We start from the raw sequence: 15875 nt of genomic DNA, 5'->3' as shown, positions 1-15875 counted from the left end.
TCACGGTTCGCGACTCAAATTGAGGCGATTCGTTTTGAGACCGAATGGGACGAGTTGGCTTAGAGTTCAGAGAAAAGAGAACGCTGCGGCCGGTCGAGTAAGCGGACGATTTTTCGCCCGGTCACACTCATCGGCATGTCCGCCAACTCGTCGACCGTTGCCCACTGCCAGGAGTCCGGCATCGGTCCGTCCTCTGCGACGCGGTCGCTGTTCACGTTCCACTCGCCAAGGTGAACGTGCAAGGTCATACGGTAGCGAGTGACCGCGTGTTTGATGGTTTTTAAACGCATTCCGAGCGTCACATCACCGCCCAGTTGGCCTGCCAACCACGATTCCATTCCCACCACGTCGTCGGCTTCGGGTGGACCGGCGCGAGGGAAATCGATCATCCCGGCGAAACGAACTCCTTCGGGAATTGTTCGCACGAGGTACCGATCGTCGCGAGAAATCACGACGGCGATTTCGGTTCGAGACTCGTATTGGACCTTGCTGATTTTGCCCGGGATATCGTCCTGCAGTCCCTGTTGGTTGGCGTGGCAGATTGTCGCCACCGGGCACTCGCCGCACTTTGGCGAGCGAGGAGAACAGATCAAAGCGCCCAGTTCCATCGCGGCTTGGTTGAATCCCGCCGGGCCGTTGGACCGATCGTCTGACTTTCGGCGTGGCAGCATTTTGTCCGACAATTCCCACAGTCGGGCTTGAGCGATTTTTTCGGTTGGCGGAACGGTCAAGCCGATCCAACGGCTGAAGACTCGTTGCGTGTTGCCTTCCAAAATCGGAAACGCTTGGTTGCGAGAAATCGACTGGATCGCTCCCGCGGTGTAGCGGCCGATGCCTGGCAATGCCAACACGTCGTCGAAGGACTCCGGGAACTCGCCGTCGTGTTCTTCCACCATCTTCTTCGCTGCGGCGTGCAGCGATCGGGCGCGGCGGTAATAACCCAGCCCTTCCCACATTCGCATCAGTTGGTTTTCGTCCGCATCCGCCAAATTGCGAATCGTTGGATAGGTGCTGAGGAAGCGTTCGAAGTACGGCAGAACCGTGGCCACCTGAGTTTGCTGGCACATGATCTCGCTGATCCAAACCCGGTACGGCGAGTGATCGCGTCGCCAGGGAAGATCACGCGCGTTGTCCGAGAACCAAGTCAGCAGTCGCTTGCGCACTCGAGACCGCCAGTTGGAATCACGCCAGTTGCCGGAGTCGATCTGCGGGGCTTCGTTGTCGATGGTGCTGGATAGATGAGAGAAGTGGGGCGTTGACCAGAACGAATCGTCGATGGCGAACTAATGGCGAACTAGTTGGGTTCGGTCAGTTTGCCAAGTTTGGCGTCGGTTTCATACTCGACATTCAAGCGACGGTACCCAATTCGAATCGTTTGCCCAGGATCCCGCGTGTTGATTACCGCTTGCAGGTCCGCGAATTTTTTGACGGGTTCGCCGTTGGCACGAATGATCACATCGTCGCGTTGCAGGCCAGCAACTTCGGCGCCGCTGTCGTCAACCACACTTTGGATAATGCATTCATTGAATGAGTCGTTGCAGCGGACTCCCAAGAAGCCGCCACGTTTAAATTCGATGTTCAGACCCGGCAAGGTTTGCCGCAGTGCGTCGACCTGATCGGATGAAAGGTCGGTGCCGTTGAGTGTGAGCGATATGCGAATCGGAAGCGTCGCGATGGCGTCGAGCAGTTCTTCGTTGAGCGGAACGTAGCGGAACTCTAAGTGATCGATCGATTCCAAGTCGCCGATGACCTTCATTGTTTCCATGTTGATGTCGCCGTAGAGCAGCGACAAAGTTTTGAGGTCAGGCATCTGGGTCACGCCCTTCAGCACGTCTTGTCGAATGGCGGGGCCTTCGATGCGGGCGAACTCAACGCGGTCGACCCAACGCAAGAGTTCCAGTAGCGAGTCGTCGCCCTGGTAGGCTTCGTTGATTTCCACGACGCGTTGCAGGTTGGTCGTGGCGCCGTAGACGAATTCTTTGACGCCGATGAGGGCGCCTTGCATCGATAGGGTTTGAACGGTTTGAGAGCGACGGACGTGAGTGATTTCTTCGATCGCCATCGTGGCTCGTTCACCGCGACTGCCGCCCATCGTCGACAGGGTCAGTAGCGACTCCCACGCGTCAGGTTGCTCGGAATCAGGACGCGCCAATTTGGGATGATCGGAATCGCCTTCCAGGATCGGCCGAGCCATGGCGATCGATTGCAGGATTCCGATCGCACGCTGGGTGGTCTCCAGGTCGCCCCGCTTGAGCACTTTGACCAAGGGCTCGATTGCGGCGGAACCCGCTTTCAGAAGTGCGTTGGTGGCGTTCTCGCGTCGCAAATATGAATCGCTGGACAAGCTTTCAATTTGAGCGGCAATTTCCTCTGGTGTGGCGGCGTGGGCGACCGGAATGAGGGCCAAAAAGAGCGCAAAGCCAGCAATTTTCGTGCTTTGGTGGATCAAAGAAACGGAACGCATGGGGCCACATGGTGGGTGGGAGGGCCGCGAAATGGCATGGTTGGGGTCAGGATGACACCTTTGCAAGGAAGGGCAGGGTGTCCCGGGTTCGGCCGTCATCGTATTCTACCGGAAATCATGAAGAACGCACGCGTCGATCGCGTTGTTTGCGGTTGGCTTCCTTCGGGGGAGTGAACTCGCTGCGATGCGAACCGTTGACCCTTCCCACAGGTCGCATTGACGTGAAAACGGCGTCTCATGGTCCATCATCCCCATCGACTTGTCACTGGAGACTCCCCGGAATGTTGTCACGCACGTTGGTTGTTGTTTGTTTGCTCACGTGCATTCTCGGAGTGCCGCTGGTCGGCCCGCCGGTTTCGAGCGTGATCGCCCAGGACGACGTGGTGGAATCCACTTCGCCAGAAAGCTCGACACCCGAGACTGAACCGGTTGAGCCGACAGCTTCTGCCGAGGAATCGGACGCCGCTGAAGAGTCCGAAGCTCCGACGCTGGAAAGTCTGCAAGCCGGAGTCGATGAGGCTTTGCTGGCCGGCCACAACGGATGGATGCTGGTTTGCTGTGCGTTGGTGTTGTTCATGACCGCCCCGGGTCTGGCAATGTTTTACGGCGGTTTGGTCCGTCGCAAAAACGTTCTCAGCGTGATGATGCAGTGCATCTTCTTGATGGGAATGATGACGGTGCTTTGGGCGCTTTACGGATACTCATTCGCGTTTGGTGGCGCCGGTGGTTGGTTCGGCAACTTTGATTACTTGTTCATGGAAGGCGTGCAGCGGTACTGGGACGACGACCTTGGTGCGGCCGTCACACCGATGGAAGGATCCATGACCCGAATGACTCACATGTTGTTCCAAGGCATGTTCTTCATCATCACACCGGCTCTGATCTGTGGTGCGTTTGCTGAACGGATGAAGTTCAGTGCGATGGTGGTCTTTTCGATCCTCTGGGGCACGTTCATCTATTGCCCGCTGACCCACTGGGTTTGGGACGAAGGACCACTTTCGTACTTCGCGGGTGACAAAGCCTTGGCTGGTGGAGCACTCGACTTCGCGGGCGGAACGGTTGTTCACATCAGCAGTGGTATCTCGGCTTTGGTCGCGGCGCTGCTGATCGGTCCTCGGATGGGTTACCCACGCGAACCTTTGCAGCCGCACAACCTGACCTACACGGCACTTGGTGCCGCGATGCTGTGGGTCGGATGGTTCGGTTTCAACGCGGGCAGCGAACTCGCATCGGACGATTTGACCGCCAGCGCTTTCGCAGTGACGCACTTTTCAGCTGCGGCCGGGGCGGTTGCTTGGGTGATGCTCGAGTGGTTGGTCCTTGGCAAACCGACGGTTCTCGGTGCCAGCAGTGGTGCGGTTGCCGGATTGGTTTGCATCACTCCCGCCGCTGGATTTGTGCAGCCAATGCCGGCTTTGATAATGGGCGCTTTGGCCGGTGGCATTTGCTACTGGGCCTGTTCGACGCTGAAGCACAAGCTTCGCTACGACGATGCGTTGGATGCGTTTGGTGTCCACGGAGTCGGCGGAACACTCGGTGCGATCCTGACCGGTGTTTTCGCGACTCGTGCGGCATGGGACGTCAGTGACGGCGTGCCGATCGGATTGATTGAATCGGGTGGCGACTTCACGTTGGTTATTGGCCAAATCGTTGCCGTGTTGGTCACTTACGTGTTCGCTGGATTGGGAAGTTTGATTCTTCTCAAGCTGATCGACATCTTCATCGGTTTGCGAGTTCCTGCTGAAAGCGAGCAACGTGGTTTGGATATTTCGGACCACGGCGAAGAAGGCTATCAGTTCGCCTGATTCATCGTGCGACGACTAAATTCAAAACGCCCGAGCATTTCGATGTTCGGGCGTTTTTTGTTGGTCGGGAGGGGGTTGAAGAGCTTTGCTTACCAAGCGAAGTATGGCCACGGTCCGGCGGAATCGGCATGCGGTGGCATCTCGATGAAGCCGTCAGTCCCGGCGAGTGTGGCGACATCGCCCGAGCCTTTGCCGATCACCAATGCCGCAAGGCCAGGCTGGGTCATTCGGACGCCTCGCAGCCAGTACAACGGCAGTGTTTTCTCGCTGACCTCTCCCAGCATCACCAGCGGAGCAAACTCCTCCCAGTTTGTCATGCCGGCCAATTTGCGAATCAGTGGCATCGCGAATCGGCGGGCTCCCATCGTTGCACTGACCGGGTTACCGGGCAGTCCCAGGATCAGCGTTGATTTGGATTCGCTTTGGTGAACGGCGCCCAAGATCGGTTTGCCAGGTCGCAGCGGAAGTTTGTGAAAGACGATCTCCGCGCCGGCTTCTCGCAAGATTCGAGGCACGTAGTCGTAGTCGCCCATCGAAACTCCGCCGGTCATCAGCACCACGTCATGATGCTCGATGGCATGCTGCACCGCGGTCAGAAGTGCGGCGGGTTCGTCAATTGCGTGCATCGGAGACGCACACTCAATCCAAGGTTGGTTGGTCAGCAATCCGAGCAACGCCGACGCGTTGCTGTTTCGAATCTTCCAGGGCGGCAATGGCGATTGATCCGAGTTTGTGGCGGATGCCAATTCATCTCCGGTCGTCAACACCGCGACACGAACAGGCGTGTGGAGGTCGACTTGTTGAATGCCAAAGTTGGTCAACGCAGCGAGCCGCGGAGAGGTCAATTCCAAGCCTGCCTTGACCGCGGTCGAGCCCGCAGAAAGGTTTTCTCCCTGGCGTCGAATATTGGCTCCCGATGGGATCGACTTGGCTTTGTCTGTCCACTGGATTTGGCCGAGCGAACTGGAATCGGGCATTGAAGCCCCCGTGGTTTCATCGGTGTGTTCTCGATGGATCACCCGGTCGCAACCATCCGGAATGATCGCTCCGGTGAAAATTCGAATGACACCGGTGTCGGATGCGGGCGGTGGAGGTGAACCGGGGACGCTTTCGCCGGTCACTGCGATCGGTCCTTCTTTCAACAAGTCCGATTCACGAATCGCGTATCCATCCATCGCCGACACGTCCGCCGCGGGGCTGTCGCGGTCGGCGTGAATTGGCGCGGCGAGAACTCGGCGATGAAGCGTTTGGGATGGACTGTGTTCGCCAATCTCGACGCGTTGGACGCCGGTTGTCCCGAGTCGCAGGGCCAGTGCATCGATGGCTTCTTCGGGTGAGTCGAACGCGAAATGGCGAGTGGCCTTCATGGGGATTTATTCAGAGGGGAGATTGCGGTCGACGGATGCGTCTCGATCCGCTGGCGTGTTGACGTTGCGAAGGCGTGATGCTGGAAGATCGACGGTTCGATGGTCGGTCGATTGTAGGAACCGATACAGGCTGCGATGCTTTGACTCAACAACGCCTTGGATTTGATCCAGATATCCAACCGGATAGATTCCGACCAGAGGTTGCAGGCGTTCGGGATCGGTTTGCCGGGCAAGTAAAATCTTCGTCGGCTGTTCACGCCAGGTATTGATCAAGCTTGTCAAATCACCGGCCAACAAGTCGGGCAAATCCACCGGGGTGAACAAGCATCCTTGGTAGCCGTTTGATTCGGCGTGCAGCATGCCGACGCATACTCCCATCGCTGGTCCCAAGGCAGGCAGCGAATCCGATATTGAAGCGACCGATGCTGGCAACCGGAATGGGTCTCGATCGGCTTGGGAAGCCAAGTTGACGACGACATCGTCGGCGCAGACCGACTGCAGGCGGTTGAGGCTGTGCGTTAGAAACGTGCCGCCATTTGGATGTGGCAACAATGCCTTCGGCGTTCCCATTCGTGATGAGAGCCCGCCGGCGAGCAACACGCCGAGCAATCGAGGTAGAGCGGCGTGGGGCATGGCGGTCAGCTTCTTTTGCGACGCGTTTTATGTTGCGACACGTCGTTGGTAGTCGGGCCAGACTTCTTCGGTGAACTTTTCTTCGCCCAAAGTGATCGTCTCGTTGACGTTCAAATTGCCTTTGACGATGTGAGCGGAGTTCAAAGCGTAAAAGCCAGGGACGCTGGTCACAATGTCAGGCAATCGTGTTGAGTAATCAATCGTGGCGAGAGCCGCGACGTACTTGGCACGAGCGATCTTGAAATCGATGACCTGATCACGCGAGAAATGGTCGTACATTTTCTCGAGCGTCGACAAACATTTCTCTTTGTAGTCTTCGTCGGATTCGTTCAGGCCCTCGTGATCATCCGGCAAGTACTTGGGCAGATAGACCAAGTGATTGCCACCCAATTGCTTTTCCGAATTCACGATCGTCGACATCTCGATCACAGCGGTCAGCGGGACCCAGGTGTCGGTGATGTTGGTGACGTAGTACTCGCTGATTGGTTTCTTCATCAGCATCGAAGCGCAGACGACGCCGAGGTATCGAATCCCGCGATGTCGTTTTTTCTCTTCGTCGGAAAGTTGCGGCACCGTGTCGGCGATCACCGGCGACGCGATGGTAGAAACAACGTTGTCGAATTTTTCAATTCGACCGTCACCGAAGTCCACTTCGAATTGACCGCTATCGAGCTTGCGGACTTGGCGTGCCGGAGACGACGTGAGCGTTCGAGCCCCGCGATCTTTCAGCCATCCAACCCACTTATCCAGAATCGTCGCATAGCCGCCGGGCACGTAGCCAAACATCTCCGTCTTCATGCCGCTGCGGCGGGCTTTGTACATGCGAGCAGTGTGGGCCCAGATGAACGCGGCGGAGGTTTGCTTGTAGGCTTCGCCGAGTTTGGCTTGCAGGAGCGGCTGCCAGATTTTTTCAAAGACGCCTTTGCCCGACCAACGACGCAACCACTTTTCAACCGACAGTTTTTCGAGCCGACGCCAGTTTTTGATCTTGGAGGCGTAGAAGATCGTTCCGCCGAGTCGCAGTTTCTGAATCAGATTCAGCGGCGGGAATTTCAGGAACTCCGCCGTGTTGCTCATCGAGATCAGTTGGCCGCCCGAGTAGAAACCGGTTTTGGTTTCGACCCAATCCATTTGCGATTCCAAACCGAGGTCGGTCAGAAGGTCTCGCAGTTTCGTGTCGCTAAGCAACGTCACGTGGTAGAAGCGATCCCAAACCACATCGCCGAGACTCCATGCACTCGTTAAGCCACCGAATGTTGGTGCGGCTTCGGCGATCGTGACTTTTTGGCCTCGATCGATCAGGTCACGAGCGACCTGCAATCCCATGACACCACCACCGATGACCAGCCAGTTGGTGCTGGGCGTTCCATCGTTTGCGGTGTTTGGATTGGCGGCGGAGGCGGAATCGGATGTCGAATCAGGCGGGGAGGCAACCGACATCAATCAGGCTCCTTGGACTCGGTGGCGACCGAGCATCTTCAGTGTCAGCCAGATGGTTTTGAAGACTTGCATTTTGCTGTCGCCGCCCTTTTGGTCATAACGCAGACGCAGTGGCGATTCGCCGAACACGCATCCTTGTTTGCGAAGCTTCAGCAAAATGTCGGCCATGCAGGAGAAGCCGGTCTCGCCAACGAAGTCATCACCGTAATGATCAAAGGCGTCTCGCAGCGCTGATGCACGATAGGCTCGATATCCCGACGTGTAATCGCGAACGCCACGCGTTGGGAACAACACGGTGAACAGGAAGCGTGCCCCGATACTGAGGAAGTGACGCTCGATCGGCACGCCAACGACTCGGGCACCGTTTTGGAATCGCGAGGCGATCACACAGTCGCATCCTTCGTGGACCGATTGGACCATTCGGTTGATCAATCCGGGTGGATGCGTGTTGTCGGCATCCATCGTAACAATGATGTCGCGTTCGCCGGCGCGGTCGACCGCCTCTTTCAAGCCGTCGCGGATGGTGACGCCGAGTCCTTGGTTGACTTCGTGCCGCACCAAATGGATTGGCATTTGGAAAGACATCTGCGAAGCGATTTTGGCCGTGTCGTCTTTGCTGCCATCGTCGACGATGACGACTTCGTATGGCAGACCGCTGTCCGCGAAAGCTTCGCCGATTCGTTCCAACAATTCCGGCAACGATTGCTCTTCGTTGTACGCCGGGAGGGCCATGATGACTTTGGCCGGGCGGAATCGGTTGGTGATCGGGGCGGTGGTGGTCGCCGAAGCGGCGGGGACGGGCGATTCGGAGCCGATTACTGGGTCAGTCATGCTGCTAATCAAGGTGGGGTGGAGGGCCGATCGTAGTGATGGGTCGGAAAAAGACGCGAGAACCGTTTGTAGGGACCGCACCGATTCGGCGGGCTCAGTCTATTCCGATGTTCGGTTTCGGCAACCAATTCGTTGGGCGCATGTCCCCCCGCCCGCCGGGGAGGAGGCTTTCACGTGATTTTCGTGGGCAATTCACCGCTGAATTTGGGTGGAAAGCCGTTTGGAGGCAAAAATCGGTAAAAAATGACGCGGTTGGGAAGCTGCATGCCAAAATGGCTCGTCGTGCCAGTGCCCGCGGGCTCAGATGCTATGGGAGAATGGCGCCATGAAAGCTACTCTGAACTGGCCGCAGGCCACCCGGCAGAAGCCATTGAGTTGAATAATGGCTGCCGGACGGCTGAGGATGGCTGTTTCGAGCCCGCTCCTTCATCGTTTGGATGGGGACGGATTTGAGATTCGTCGCGTGAATGCGACGCAAAGTGTCGTCGCGGCGCGAATCGTGCTGCATGTTAGGAGGGTAGAGACGGAATCTGCCATTGCTTGGCATCTGATGGTGGAGGTGTCGCTCGAGAGTCCGCTTTCTACTGACCACTGAAATTACTCGCTGACAAAACTAGAACGCCGGCGTCGGTCGGCATTGATGGAACGACGACTCATGTCTCTAGCCGGTCCGATGATCGATCTTCGCCGTTACGCCGATCGCGAACACTTGTTGCTGGCGTCCTACGCCATGCACAGCTCTGACACGGCGGGGCGAGTGCACCCCGAGCAACCTCACGCTTATCGCGGCCCCTACGGCCGCGACCGAGACCGGATCTTGCACAGCAGTGCGTTTCGGCGGCTTTCAGGGAAGATGCAAGTGTTCACCGGCGAGATGGGCACGTATCACCGGACTCGATTGACTCACACGTTTGAAGTCGCCTCGGTCGCCCGGACGCTGGCCCGAGTCCTCCGGCTCAACGAAGACCTCACCGAGGCTCTCGCGTTGATGCACGACATCGGGCATCCGCCTTTTGGTCACTGCGGAGAGGACGTTCTCTCGGAGTGCATGCAATCGGTCGGAGGTTTCTCGCACAACCAATTCGCTCTGACGATCGTTCAAGAACTCGAACAGCGATACCACGCGTTTCCCGGTTTGAACCTGTCGCAGGAGACTTTGGCCGGCCAAGACACCCGGGCACACAAGGCCGAAGCCGCCGTGGGGCATGCACCGTTGTTGGAGGTCCAGATTGTCGACGCGGCAGATTCGATCGCCTACGACGCTCACGATATCGATGACGCACTGCAAATGGGATTGTTGTCGATCGATGCTTTGTCCGAGCTGGCGATCATCCGCCGGACGTTGGAACGTGTTCGCGAAAAGGCGGGTGAGTTGCCGGTTGGGCCGCTGCGTCAATTGTTGGTTCACGAGCTGATCGATTTGCAGGTCGGCGACTTGCTTCACATTTCGATCGAGCGAATGCAGGACGCGGACGGTTTGTCAGCCGATGCCGCCTGTCAGGCTGGGATTCGAGTCGGGCATTCGCAGACGATGGCGTCGGAGCGAGCCGAGTTGGAGAGTTTCTTGTTCGAGGCCGTCTACCGGCATGATCGGTTGATGCCGGTCCGGGAAGCAGCCGCGAATCGTGTTCGGACGCTGTTTGAGGCTTTGCACCAAAACCCTGATCGGTTGCCCATGCGGTTCCGGCGTCGACTCGAGCACCGGCCGAAAGCCCGGGTGGTGGGCGAGTACTTGGCGGGAATGACGGACCGGTTCTGTGACCAACAGTTTTCCGTCCTGCGGCAGTCCAAGAATGGGCCGCTGTCGGATTGGTGAGTAAATCAGTGCTGAGCACGCTTCTGGTCCGTCGGGAGAGCTCGAGTTCTCTGGATCCGGTCGGACAATTTGTCTCCCGTGGACCCACTCAATCGATTTGTGGCAACCGTTAACCTAGGGTTCTCCTGCACAGGCGAACCCCCTGGGCGTTCCAGCGGTACCATCTACACTGGAGCCTCCCTCTTTTCATCCCCGTATTTGCTGAAGCGGCGTTTTGACCAACGCCGCACCCACCATGGCACTGATTGTCCTGCGATTCATCTTTTTGCTGTGCGCCGGAGGCGTTTCAGCGATCATCAACACCTCCCTGCCTAGCGGCGGGTCAGAGGCGGTTCCGTGGTTGACGTTTGTCGCCATCATGGGGCTGGCTGTGGCGATCGTGGTGCTGGATATCTACGTGCCGCGGAAACGGATCGACACAATCACCTCGGTGTATTTCGGGGTGCTGATCGGGGTCCTGCTGACTTTCATTCTGACGATTGCGGCGGCACCGCTGATCGAGATGACCAGTAACCTGCGGGTCTTCCAATTGGTCGTCGGTTTGGTGCTGTGTTATGTCTGTACGTCCGTTCTGCTGCAGACCAAGGATGACTTTCGGTTCCTCATTCCGTACGTGGAATTTGTTCGTGAAGTCAAAGGGTTCAAGCCCTTGGTTCTGGACACCAGCGTCGTCATCGATGGCCGGATCGCGGACTTGGTCGCGACGGGAGTTTTCGACAACCAATTGATCATGCCGCGGTTTGCCCTGAGCGAACTGCAAGCGATCGCTGACAGCAGTGACAAATTGCGTCGCACGCGAGGACGCCGTGGTTTGGACGTGCTGAACCGGCTGCGTGCGGACGAGAACGTTGACTTGCAGATCTTTGACCGTGAGCTGCCTGAATTGGCTGGCCAAACGGTCGACCTGAAGTTGGTGTTGTTGGCCAAGCACTTGGAAGGCAAAGTCGTCACCGGCGACTACAACCTGAACAAGGTTGCCAAGGTCCAAGGTGTTCCGGTGATCAATCTCAACGAGATCAGCAATTCGTTGCGGCCAGTCTTCTTGCCAGATGAATCGTTCCGATTGCGAATCATCAAACCCGGCGAAGGCCCCGAACAAGGCATTGGCTATCTCGACGATGGCACGATGGTTGTTGTCGAAGGAGGCCGCCACAAAATCGGGCAAGAGATCGACGTGCGTGTGACCAGCACGCTGCAAACCAACGCTGGCAAAATGATTTTCTCAAAAGTGGACGGTCGCTAGGGTCCTGTTCGATTGACCCACCCGACTCGGACATCCCTGCGACGTTTCGCGGGATGTCTTGGGGATTCCGTTTGAGTCCCCCCGGACGCTTCATCTGAATGTGCACCAAAGAAACAAGACATGGCCAAAAAGAAAACCGCGCCGAAAGTATTCGAATACGTCGAACCGATCGGCGATCGCGTTTTGGTTCGCAAGGACGAACCCAAGCGAGAAACGCGTGGCGGAATCGCTCTGCCTGATGCAGCCGAGATTCCGACCATCACGGGCCGGATCGTGACGATCAGTGCCGTGGTCGAAAACGATGAAGAGTTGCCGCTGCGTCAGTACGACAAGATTCTGTTCCACCCAAAGAATGCGATCCCGGTGGACTTGGAACACGACAACCAACTGTTCGTTGTGCCGGTCGATGACATCGTCGCTGTCTTCCGTCGAGAAGCTCCGGAAGAGTGAACGGCTGAATTGAGACAGGTGCCAACGGCTCGAGCTAGCCGAGTGCCGGTGGCAGTTTGCGCGTTCGTGTTGGGAGCAGCCCTAGACGTTGGTGGCGTCCGGTGAAAACCGGACCTACGAGACCAGTCCTTCGGTGACGCTCATGAAGACGTCCTCCAGCGTCGGATCGCGGTCGTAGAACGATCGCATTTGAACACCCTGCGCAATCAAGTGATTGAGCAACGTCGACAAGCCCGCGTCATCGGTTTCCAGTTCCGCGATCACTCGGTCGGGACGCAGTTCCAAATCGCGTAAAGCGGGACTGCTGCGGAGGATGGAGATTCCCGCCTCGGCGTTTTCGGTGAATGCGATTTCGATCGTGCGGTTTCGCCGGATCTTGCGATACACCTGGTCGATCGGGCCGCTCATCAGCAGTTGGCCACGCTCGATGATTCCGATCGATGTGCAGCAATCGGCCAGCTCAGTCAGGATGTGGCTGCTGATCAGGATGGTCTTGCCCATCCGGCGTAGTTCTTTCAGCAACGCTTTGACTTCCACTCGAGCTCGAGGGTCCAGGCCGCTGGCCGGTTCGTCGAGGATCAACACCGGAGGATCGTGCACGAGCGTTTTGGCCAGGCACAAGCGTTGCTTCATCCCTCGCGACAAACCGTTGACGAAGTCGTCTCGTTTGTGACCCAAGTCCAGCAGCTCGAGCACGTTGTCGATGATCGGGCCCCGCTGCGATCGAGCGATGCCATAGGCGACGGCGAAGAAGTCCAGGAACTCCCAGACTCGCATTCCGTCGTAAACACCGAAGTTGTCCGGCATGTAGCCGATCGCACGGCGGACACCCATCGGATCGTTCATCACGTCGCACCCGGCGACTTCGCCGCGTCCGCGGGTCGCGCGCAGCAGCGTTGCCAGGAAACGAATCGTGGTGCTCTTGCCAGCACCATTGGGACCGATGAAGCCGAACGTTTCTCCGGCGTCGATTTGCAAGTCGATCGACTCGACCGCGGTGAACTCACCGTAGTCTTTGCCAAAGCCTTCCAGGGTGATCATGGCGTTTCCTTCGAGGTGTCGGATTCTTCGGTGGTGTCTTCCTCTTCCGTCGGCTCGGCTTCGTCCGCTTCCGCTTGTTTCGCCTTGCTTTGCCGCTCCCGCTCCCGTTTTCGTTCTTCCTCTAATTTGGTCGTGCGACTTCGGAAGTCGTCCGTCAGGTTCACGTCAGGTTGAGGCTCGTGCAATGACGGGTATTCCAGGTGAGCCAGCACGATCGTGTCGGCTTCGACTTGGCTGCAATTCGGTGCGATTTCCAATCCGCCCCAGGCGGAGGTTTCGTCCGCGTCGGTTTGATCGGGTGGGATTCTGGTGAGCCGTGCCAGCAACCTCGTTGTGCCAGGCTGGAGGTAAGAGCTGGCAAGAATCCGCTGCATGCACAGCCGAACTCCTGAGTCAACGTCGCTGGGGACTCGGACTTGTTCCGCTGGCTGGTAAGACACCGTCGGGTTCTCGCCGGGTGCTACTCCACCCAGCACCGCAATTTCGGTCGTCGAGGATCCGCTACCTGCGAGCGGTTGCCGGATGACATAGACATCCGTCAGATCCAAATTGGAATCGTTGCGAAGCGTGCTTCCGTCTTTCGAAAGCGACAGCTGTCCGCCGACCGAAACCATTTGCTCCACGTGAACCGAACCAAAAGAGTTACTGCCAACCGCGATCCCATCCAGTCGCGGGCCTGCGTCAAAACCAAGTTGCAATGTCAGGCCATCGGAGCCAAACATGGTTTCATTGCGAGAGTCCGTCCTCCGTGACGTCAGCATCGTGATCGCGGCGTCGGGGTTGTCGAATTGGACGGAGTAGTTGCTGGCGAGTGAATTGTAGAGAGCGATCGCACGCGTGAGGTGTCCACGATCGTGGTCACGTGGGATTTCCAGCAGCGCCAGTTCATTGCGGCTTCGAGCGAACCCCATGTCGAGTTGTGCCGCACGCGCGACCATGAAAGCTCCGATCAAAGCGATGGGAATCATCGCCAACCAAGCCCACTCCAGACGTCCCATCCAGCGGAACACGGCGTAATTGAGTGGAATGAGAACGATCAAGTAGATCATCAAGCTCTTCACAACCAATGACGAGTCGGGAATCGTGACTCCGATTCGTTCTTGAAGCGAATTGCGAAACGACATCATGATGGCGCTGTCGTCTTTCCAGCCGCCCACTCCGCTGACCGGGTGTTGCAAGACTTCGTCGTCCAATCGGTTTCGATAGTCGTTGCGGGCGCGTCCGTGATTCGCACTGTTCTGCGATTGAAGTCCTGATCCGATGGCGTTGTCATCGGTCGCTTCCGCATCCGCAGCGTTCGGCAGATTGCCCAATCGCATGTCGCGGGCGAACAGTCGGAATCCGGAATTGATCGACGGCGGTGCGTCTTCGATCGTCATGCCCACAAGGGCTTGTTCGACCGAGGGTTGTTCCAGCATTTTGGCAATCTCTTCTTCGGAAACCGTCTCGGCGTTTTGGGAGGCTGAGGGCGATTGCAGACCGAGCGAGCGATACGCTTCCACTTTGCGGAATTTTCGCGGCGGTCGAGCGAGCACCGCACTATTGAAGAAGCTGTCGTAGGATTTCCAGGCGGTCATCCATTCATTCAGCAGGTCCACGCGGCTGTGCACGATTCGACCGCGTCCAATTCGGCGTTGGTAGACAAGGTCTCCATCGCCCAGTGAGGTCGCATCCTCGGCCGGTTGGCCGGCGACCGACACGGTGATGTTGTCGTTCAGTCTCGCTTCGATGGCGGGGAGTGATTCGTCCGATTGAACCATGTGAGATTTCAAGAAGGCGATCGCATCGTCGCCGTTGATTTCCTGATTCCCGTCCGGCTGGATCGGCAGTAAGGACTTGAGAGTCGCGTCTTCAATCGCATCCGTTCCGGACGGGCCGTTGACGATCAGCGTGCCGCCAAAGTGCACCCAATCCACGATTGCACTTCGCTGGCCAGGTGTTAGGGCGGATGATGTCAGGTCGTCCCAGAACAGGACCGCGGTGGAGGTCCAGTCCAGCATCGTTTCCGATAGCGGCAGGACACCTAGCGTAGGCGGGATGATGACGCGGTAGTTCTCTCTCGGTCGATAGAAATCCTCGCTCGACCGCAGAGGCTCGACCCAGTCCGAAGTTTGCAAGCGAGTGAATCGTTCCGATCGTTCCGTGAGCACGACGAAGAAGAACGACTGCGGTTGTAAAGCCGCGAATTTGCTGGGTTGCAAAGGGACGGAGGCACCGGTTCGCGACGAGACGAAGTCGCCGTCGAACTCGAGGCCTTCAATCATTTTGCCGCCGGCTTCCGACGCCAAGGTGCGGGTTTCCAATTCGCGGCGTTGGCCTTTGGGCAGAACGGCTGGTCGGCGAACGCGAAAGGACTTGCCCACCGTTCGAGCGGACGCGTCGGCAATTCGTGCGTCCATTTCGGAACGCTCGACTTCGTCGGTGAACGCGTTGGCCGGACGAGTGATCTTGGTCTCGGTCAGGATGGCACCGCGTTCATCTTCGCGGTTGCTCTTCAAGGCAACGCCCGCTGAGAACCAGTGCCCCGGTTTGATCGTTCCGTCGATGGCTCCCTTCGTTCCCGCATCGGGGCGGGTTGCTGGAAACGCTTTGGCTGAGTTGATCGTGAATGGCGGTAGCTTTTGCTCCGCGAGTTCATCCTTTAGGTCAGCGTCTTCTGTGGGGCGACATCCATCGCATCCAACCAGCAATGGAACAAGCATCAACCACGCAAACCACAGCCATGGGTTAGGGGGCGACGCTGATTTCATCATGGGTTCTCAATCGTGAAGCAATGGATGCGGTG

General features: G+C 57.6%; 12 protein-coding genes. 4 read left to right on the top strand and 8 right to left on the bottom strand.

Annotation, left to right across the window (positions count from 1 at the left end):
• Window positions 1-59 precede the first annotated feature (59 nt).
• Both mutY and CEE69_RS00545 read right to left on the bottom strand, forming a co-directional pair.
• Window positions 60-1163 (bottom strand): A/G-specific adenine glycosylase, encoded by a 1104-nt coding sequence (mutY, locus tag CEE69_RS00550; protein WP_099258616.1) that lies wholly within the window; start codon window positions 1161-1163, stop codon window positions 60-62.
• Between the two features lie 131 nt (window positions 1164-1294).
• On the bottom strand, window positions 1295-2464 hold the full coding sequence (locus CEE69_RS00545; RefSeq protein ID WP_099258615.1) for a PDZ domain-containing protein: 1170 nt from the start codon (window positions 2462-2464) through the stop codon (window positions 1295-1297).
• 281 nt (window positions 2465-2745) lie between these two features.
• Between CEE69_RS00545 and CEE69_RS00540 the strand changes: the two genes are divergently transcribed.
• On the top strand, window positions 2746-4269 hold the full coding sequence (locus CEE69_RS00540) for an ammonium transporter (RefSeq protein WP_099258614.1): 1524 nt from the start codon (window positions 2746-2748) through the stop codon (window positions 4267-4269).
• An 89-nt stretch (window positions 4270-4358) separates the two neighbouring features.
• Here CEE69_RS00540 and CEE69_RS00535 read toward each other — a convergent pair whose 3' ends face one another.
• Genes CEE69_RS00535 through CEE69_RS00520 form a run of 4 tightly spaced genes read right to left on the bottom strand, consistent with a single transcriptional unit; the run spans window position 4359 to window position 8540 of the window.
• Entirely contained in the window at window positions 4359-5636 is a 1278-nt protein-coding gene (locus CEE69_RS00535) for a molybdopterin molybdotransferase MoeA (protein WP_099258613.1), read from the bottom strand.
• A 6-nt stretch (window positions 5637-5642) separates the two neighbouring features.
• Window positions 5643-6269: a molybdenum cofactor guanylyltransferase gene (locus tag CEE69_RS00530; protein ID WP_099258612.1), complete on the bottom strand. Its 627-nt coding sequence runs from the start codon at window positions 6267-6269 to the stop codon at window positions 5643-5645.
• 27 nt (window positions 6270-6296) lie between these two features.
• Entirely contained in the window at window positions 6297-7709 is a 1413-nt protein-coding gene (locus tag CEE69_RS00525; RefSeq protein WP_099258611.1) for an NAD(P)/FAD-dependent oxidoreductase, read from the bottom strand.
• 3 nt (window positions 7710-7712) lie between these two features.
• The gene (locus tag CEE69_RS00520) at window positions 7713-8540 is read right to left on the bottom strand and encodes a glycosyltransferase (protein ID WP_199169765.1); all 828 of its coding nucleotides are present in this window, start codon (window positions 8538-8540) and stop codon (window positions 7713-7715) included.
• 673 nt (window positions 8541-9213) lie between these two features.
• Here CEE69_RS00520 and dgt point away from each other — a divergent pair.
• The 3 genes from dgt (at window position 9214) to CEE69_RS00500 (ending at window position 12049) form a co-directional block, all read left to right on the top strand.
• Window positions 9214-10356, top strand: coding sequence for a dGTP triphosphohydrolase (dgt, locus tag CEE69_RS00510; protein ID WP_008672323.1), 1143 nt, complete (start codon window positions 9214-9216; stop codon window positions 10354-10356).
• Between the two features lie 235 nt (window positions 10357-10591).
• Complete coding sequence (locus tag CEE69_RS00505; RefSeq protein WP_007338937.1) at window positions 10592-11599, top strand: PIN/TRAM domain-containing protein; 1008 nt, start codon at window positions 10592-10594, stop codon at window positions 11597-11599.
• Between the two features lie 120 nt (window positions 11600-11719).
• The gene (locus CEE69_RS00500; protein ID WP_007330019.1) at window positions 11720-12049 is read left to right on the top strand and encodes a co-chaperone GroES; all 330 of its coding nucleotides are present in this window, start codon (window positions 11720-11722) and stop codon (window positions 12047-12049) included.
• A gap of 114 nt (window positions 12050-12163) precedes the next feature.
• Here the strand turns inward: CEE69_RS00500 and CEE69_RS00495 are convergent, their stop codons facing one another.
• Window positions 12164-13090: an ABC transporter ATP-binding protein gene (locus CEE69_RS00495; RefSeq protein ID WP_099258609.1), complete on the bottom strand. Its 927-nt coding sequence runs from the start codon at window positions 13088-13090 to the stop codon at window positions 12164-12166.
• Window positions 13087-15843: a hypothetical protein gene (locus CEE69_RS00490; RefSeq protein ID WP_099258608.1), complete on the bottom strand. Its 2757-nt coding sequence runs from the start codon at window positions 15841-15843 to the stop codon at window positions 13087-13089. The genes CEE69_RS00495 and CEE69_RS00490 overlap by 4 nt, the downstream gene beginning before the upstream one ends.
• Window positions 15844-15875 lie beyond the last annotated feature (32 nt).

Origin of the sequence: Rhodopirellula bahusiensis, assembly GCF_002727185.1 — a bacterium.
Taxonomy (GTDB): domain Bacteria; phylum Planctomycetota; class Planctomycetia; order Pirellulales; family Pirellulaceae; genus Rhodopirellula; species Rhodopirellula bahusiensis.
The sequence above is the reverse complement of the archived record's forward strand: the minus strand, read 5'-3'. Positions and strand labels throughout refer to the sequence as shown.

What these genes read in the sequence shown, in the direction of transcription:
- CEE69_RS00545 (WP_099258615.1), bottom strand. Translation starts at nt 2,464, where the DNA reads ATGCGTTCCGTTTCTTTGATCCACCAAAGCACGAAAATTGCTGGCTTT.
- CEE69_RS00540 (WP_099258614.1), top strand. Translation starts at nt 2,746, where the DNA reads ATGTTGTCACGCACGTTGGTTGTTGTTTGTTTGCTCACGTGCATTCTC.
- CEE69_RS00535 (WP_099258613.1), bottom strand. Translation starts at nt 5,636, where the DNA reads ATGAAGGCCACTCGCCATTTCGCGTTCGACTCACCCGAAGAAGCCATC.
- CEE69_RS00530 (WP_099258612.1), bottom strand. Translation starts at nt 6,269, where the DNA reads ATGCCCCACGCCGCTCTACCTCGATTGCTCGGCGTGTTGCTCGCCGGC.
- CEE69_RS00525 (WP_099258611.1), bottom strand. Translation starts at nt 7,709, where the DNA reads ATGTCGGTTGCCTCCCCGCCTGATTCGACATCCGATTCCGCCTCCGCC.
- CEE69_RS00520 (WP_199169765.1), bottom strand. Translation starts at nt 8,540, where the DNA reads ATGACTGACCCAGTAATCGGCTCCGAATCGCCCGTCCCCGCCGCTTCG.
- dgt (WP_008672323.1), top strand. Translation starts at nt 9,214, where the DNA reads ATGATCGATCTTCGCCGTTACGCCGATCGCGAACACTTGTTGCTGGCG.
- CEE69_RS00505 (WP_007338937.1), top strand. Translation starts at nt 10,592, where the DNA reads ATGGCACTGATTGTCCTGCGATTCATCTTTTTGCTGTGCGCCGGAGGC.
- CEE69_RS00500 (WP_007330019.1), top strand. Translation starts at nt 11,720, where the DNA reads ATGGCCAAAAAGAAAACCGCGCCGAAAGTATTCGAATACGTCGAACCG.
- CEE69_RS00495 (WP_099258609.1), bottom strand. Translation starts at nt 13,090, where the DNA reads ATGATCACCCTGGAAGGCTTTGGCAAAGACTACGGTGAGTTCACCGCG.
- CEE69_RS00490 (WP_099258608.1), bottom strand. Translation starts at nt 15,843, where the DNA reads ATGATGAAATCAGCGTCGCCCCCTAACCCATGGCTGTGGTTTGCGTGG.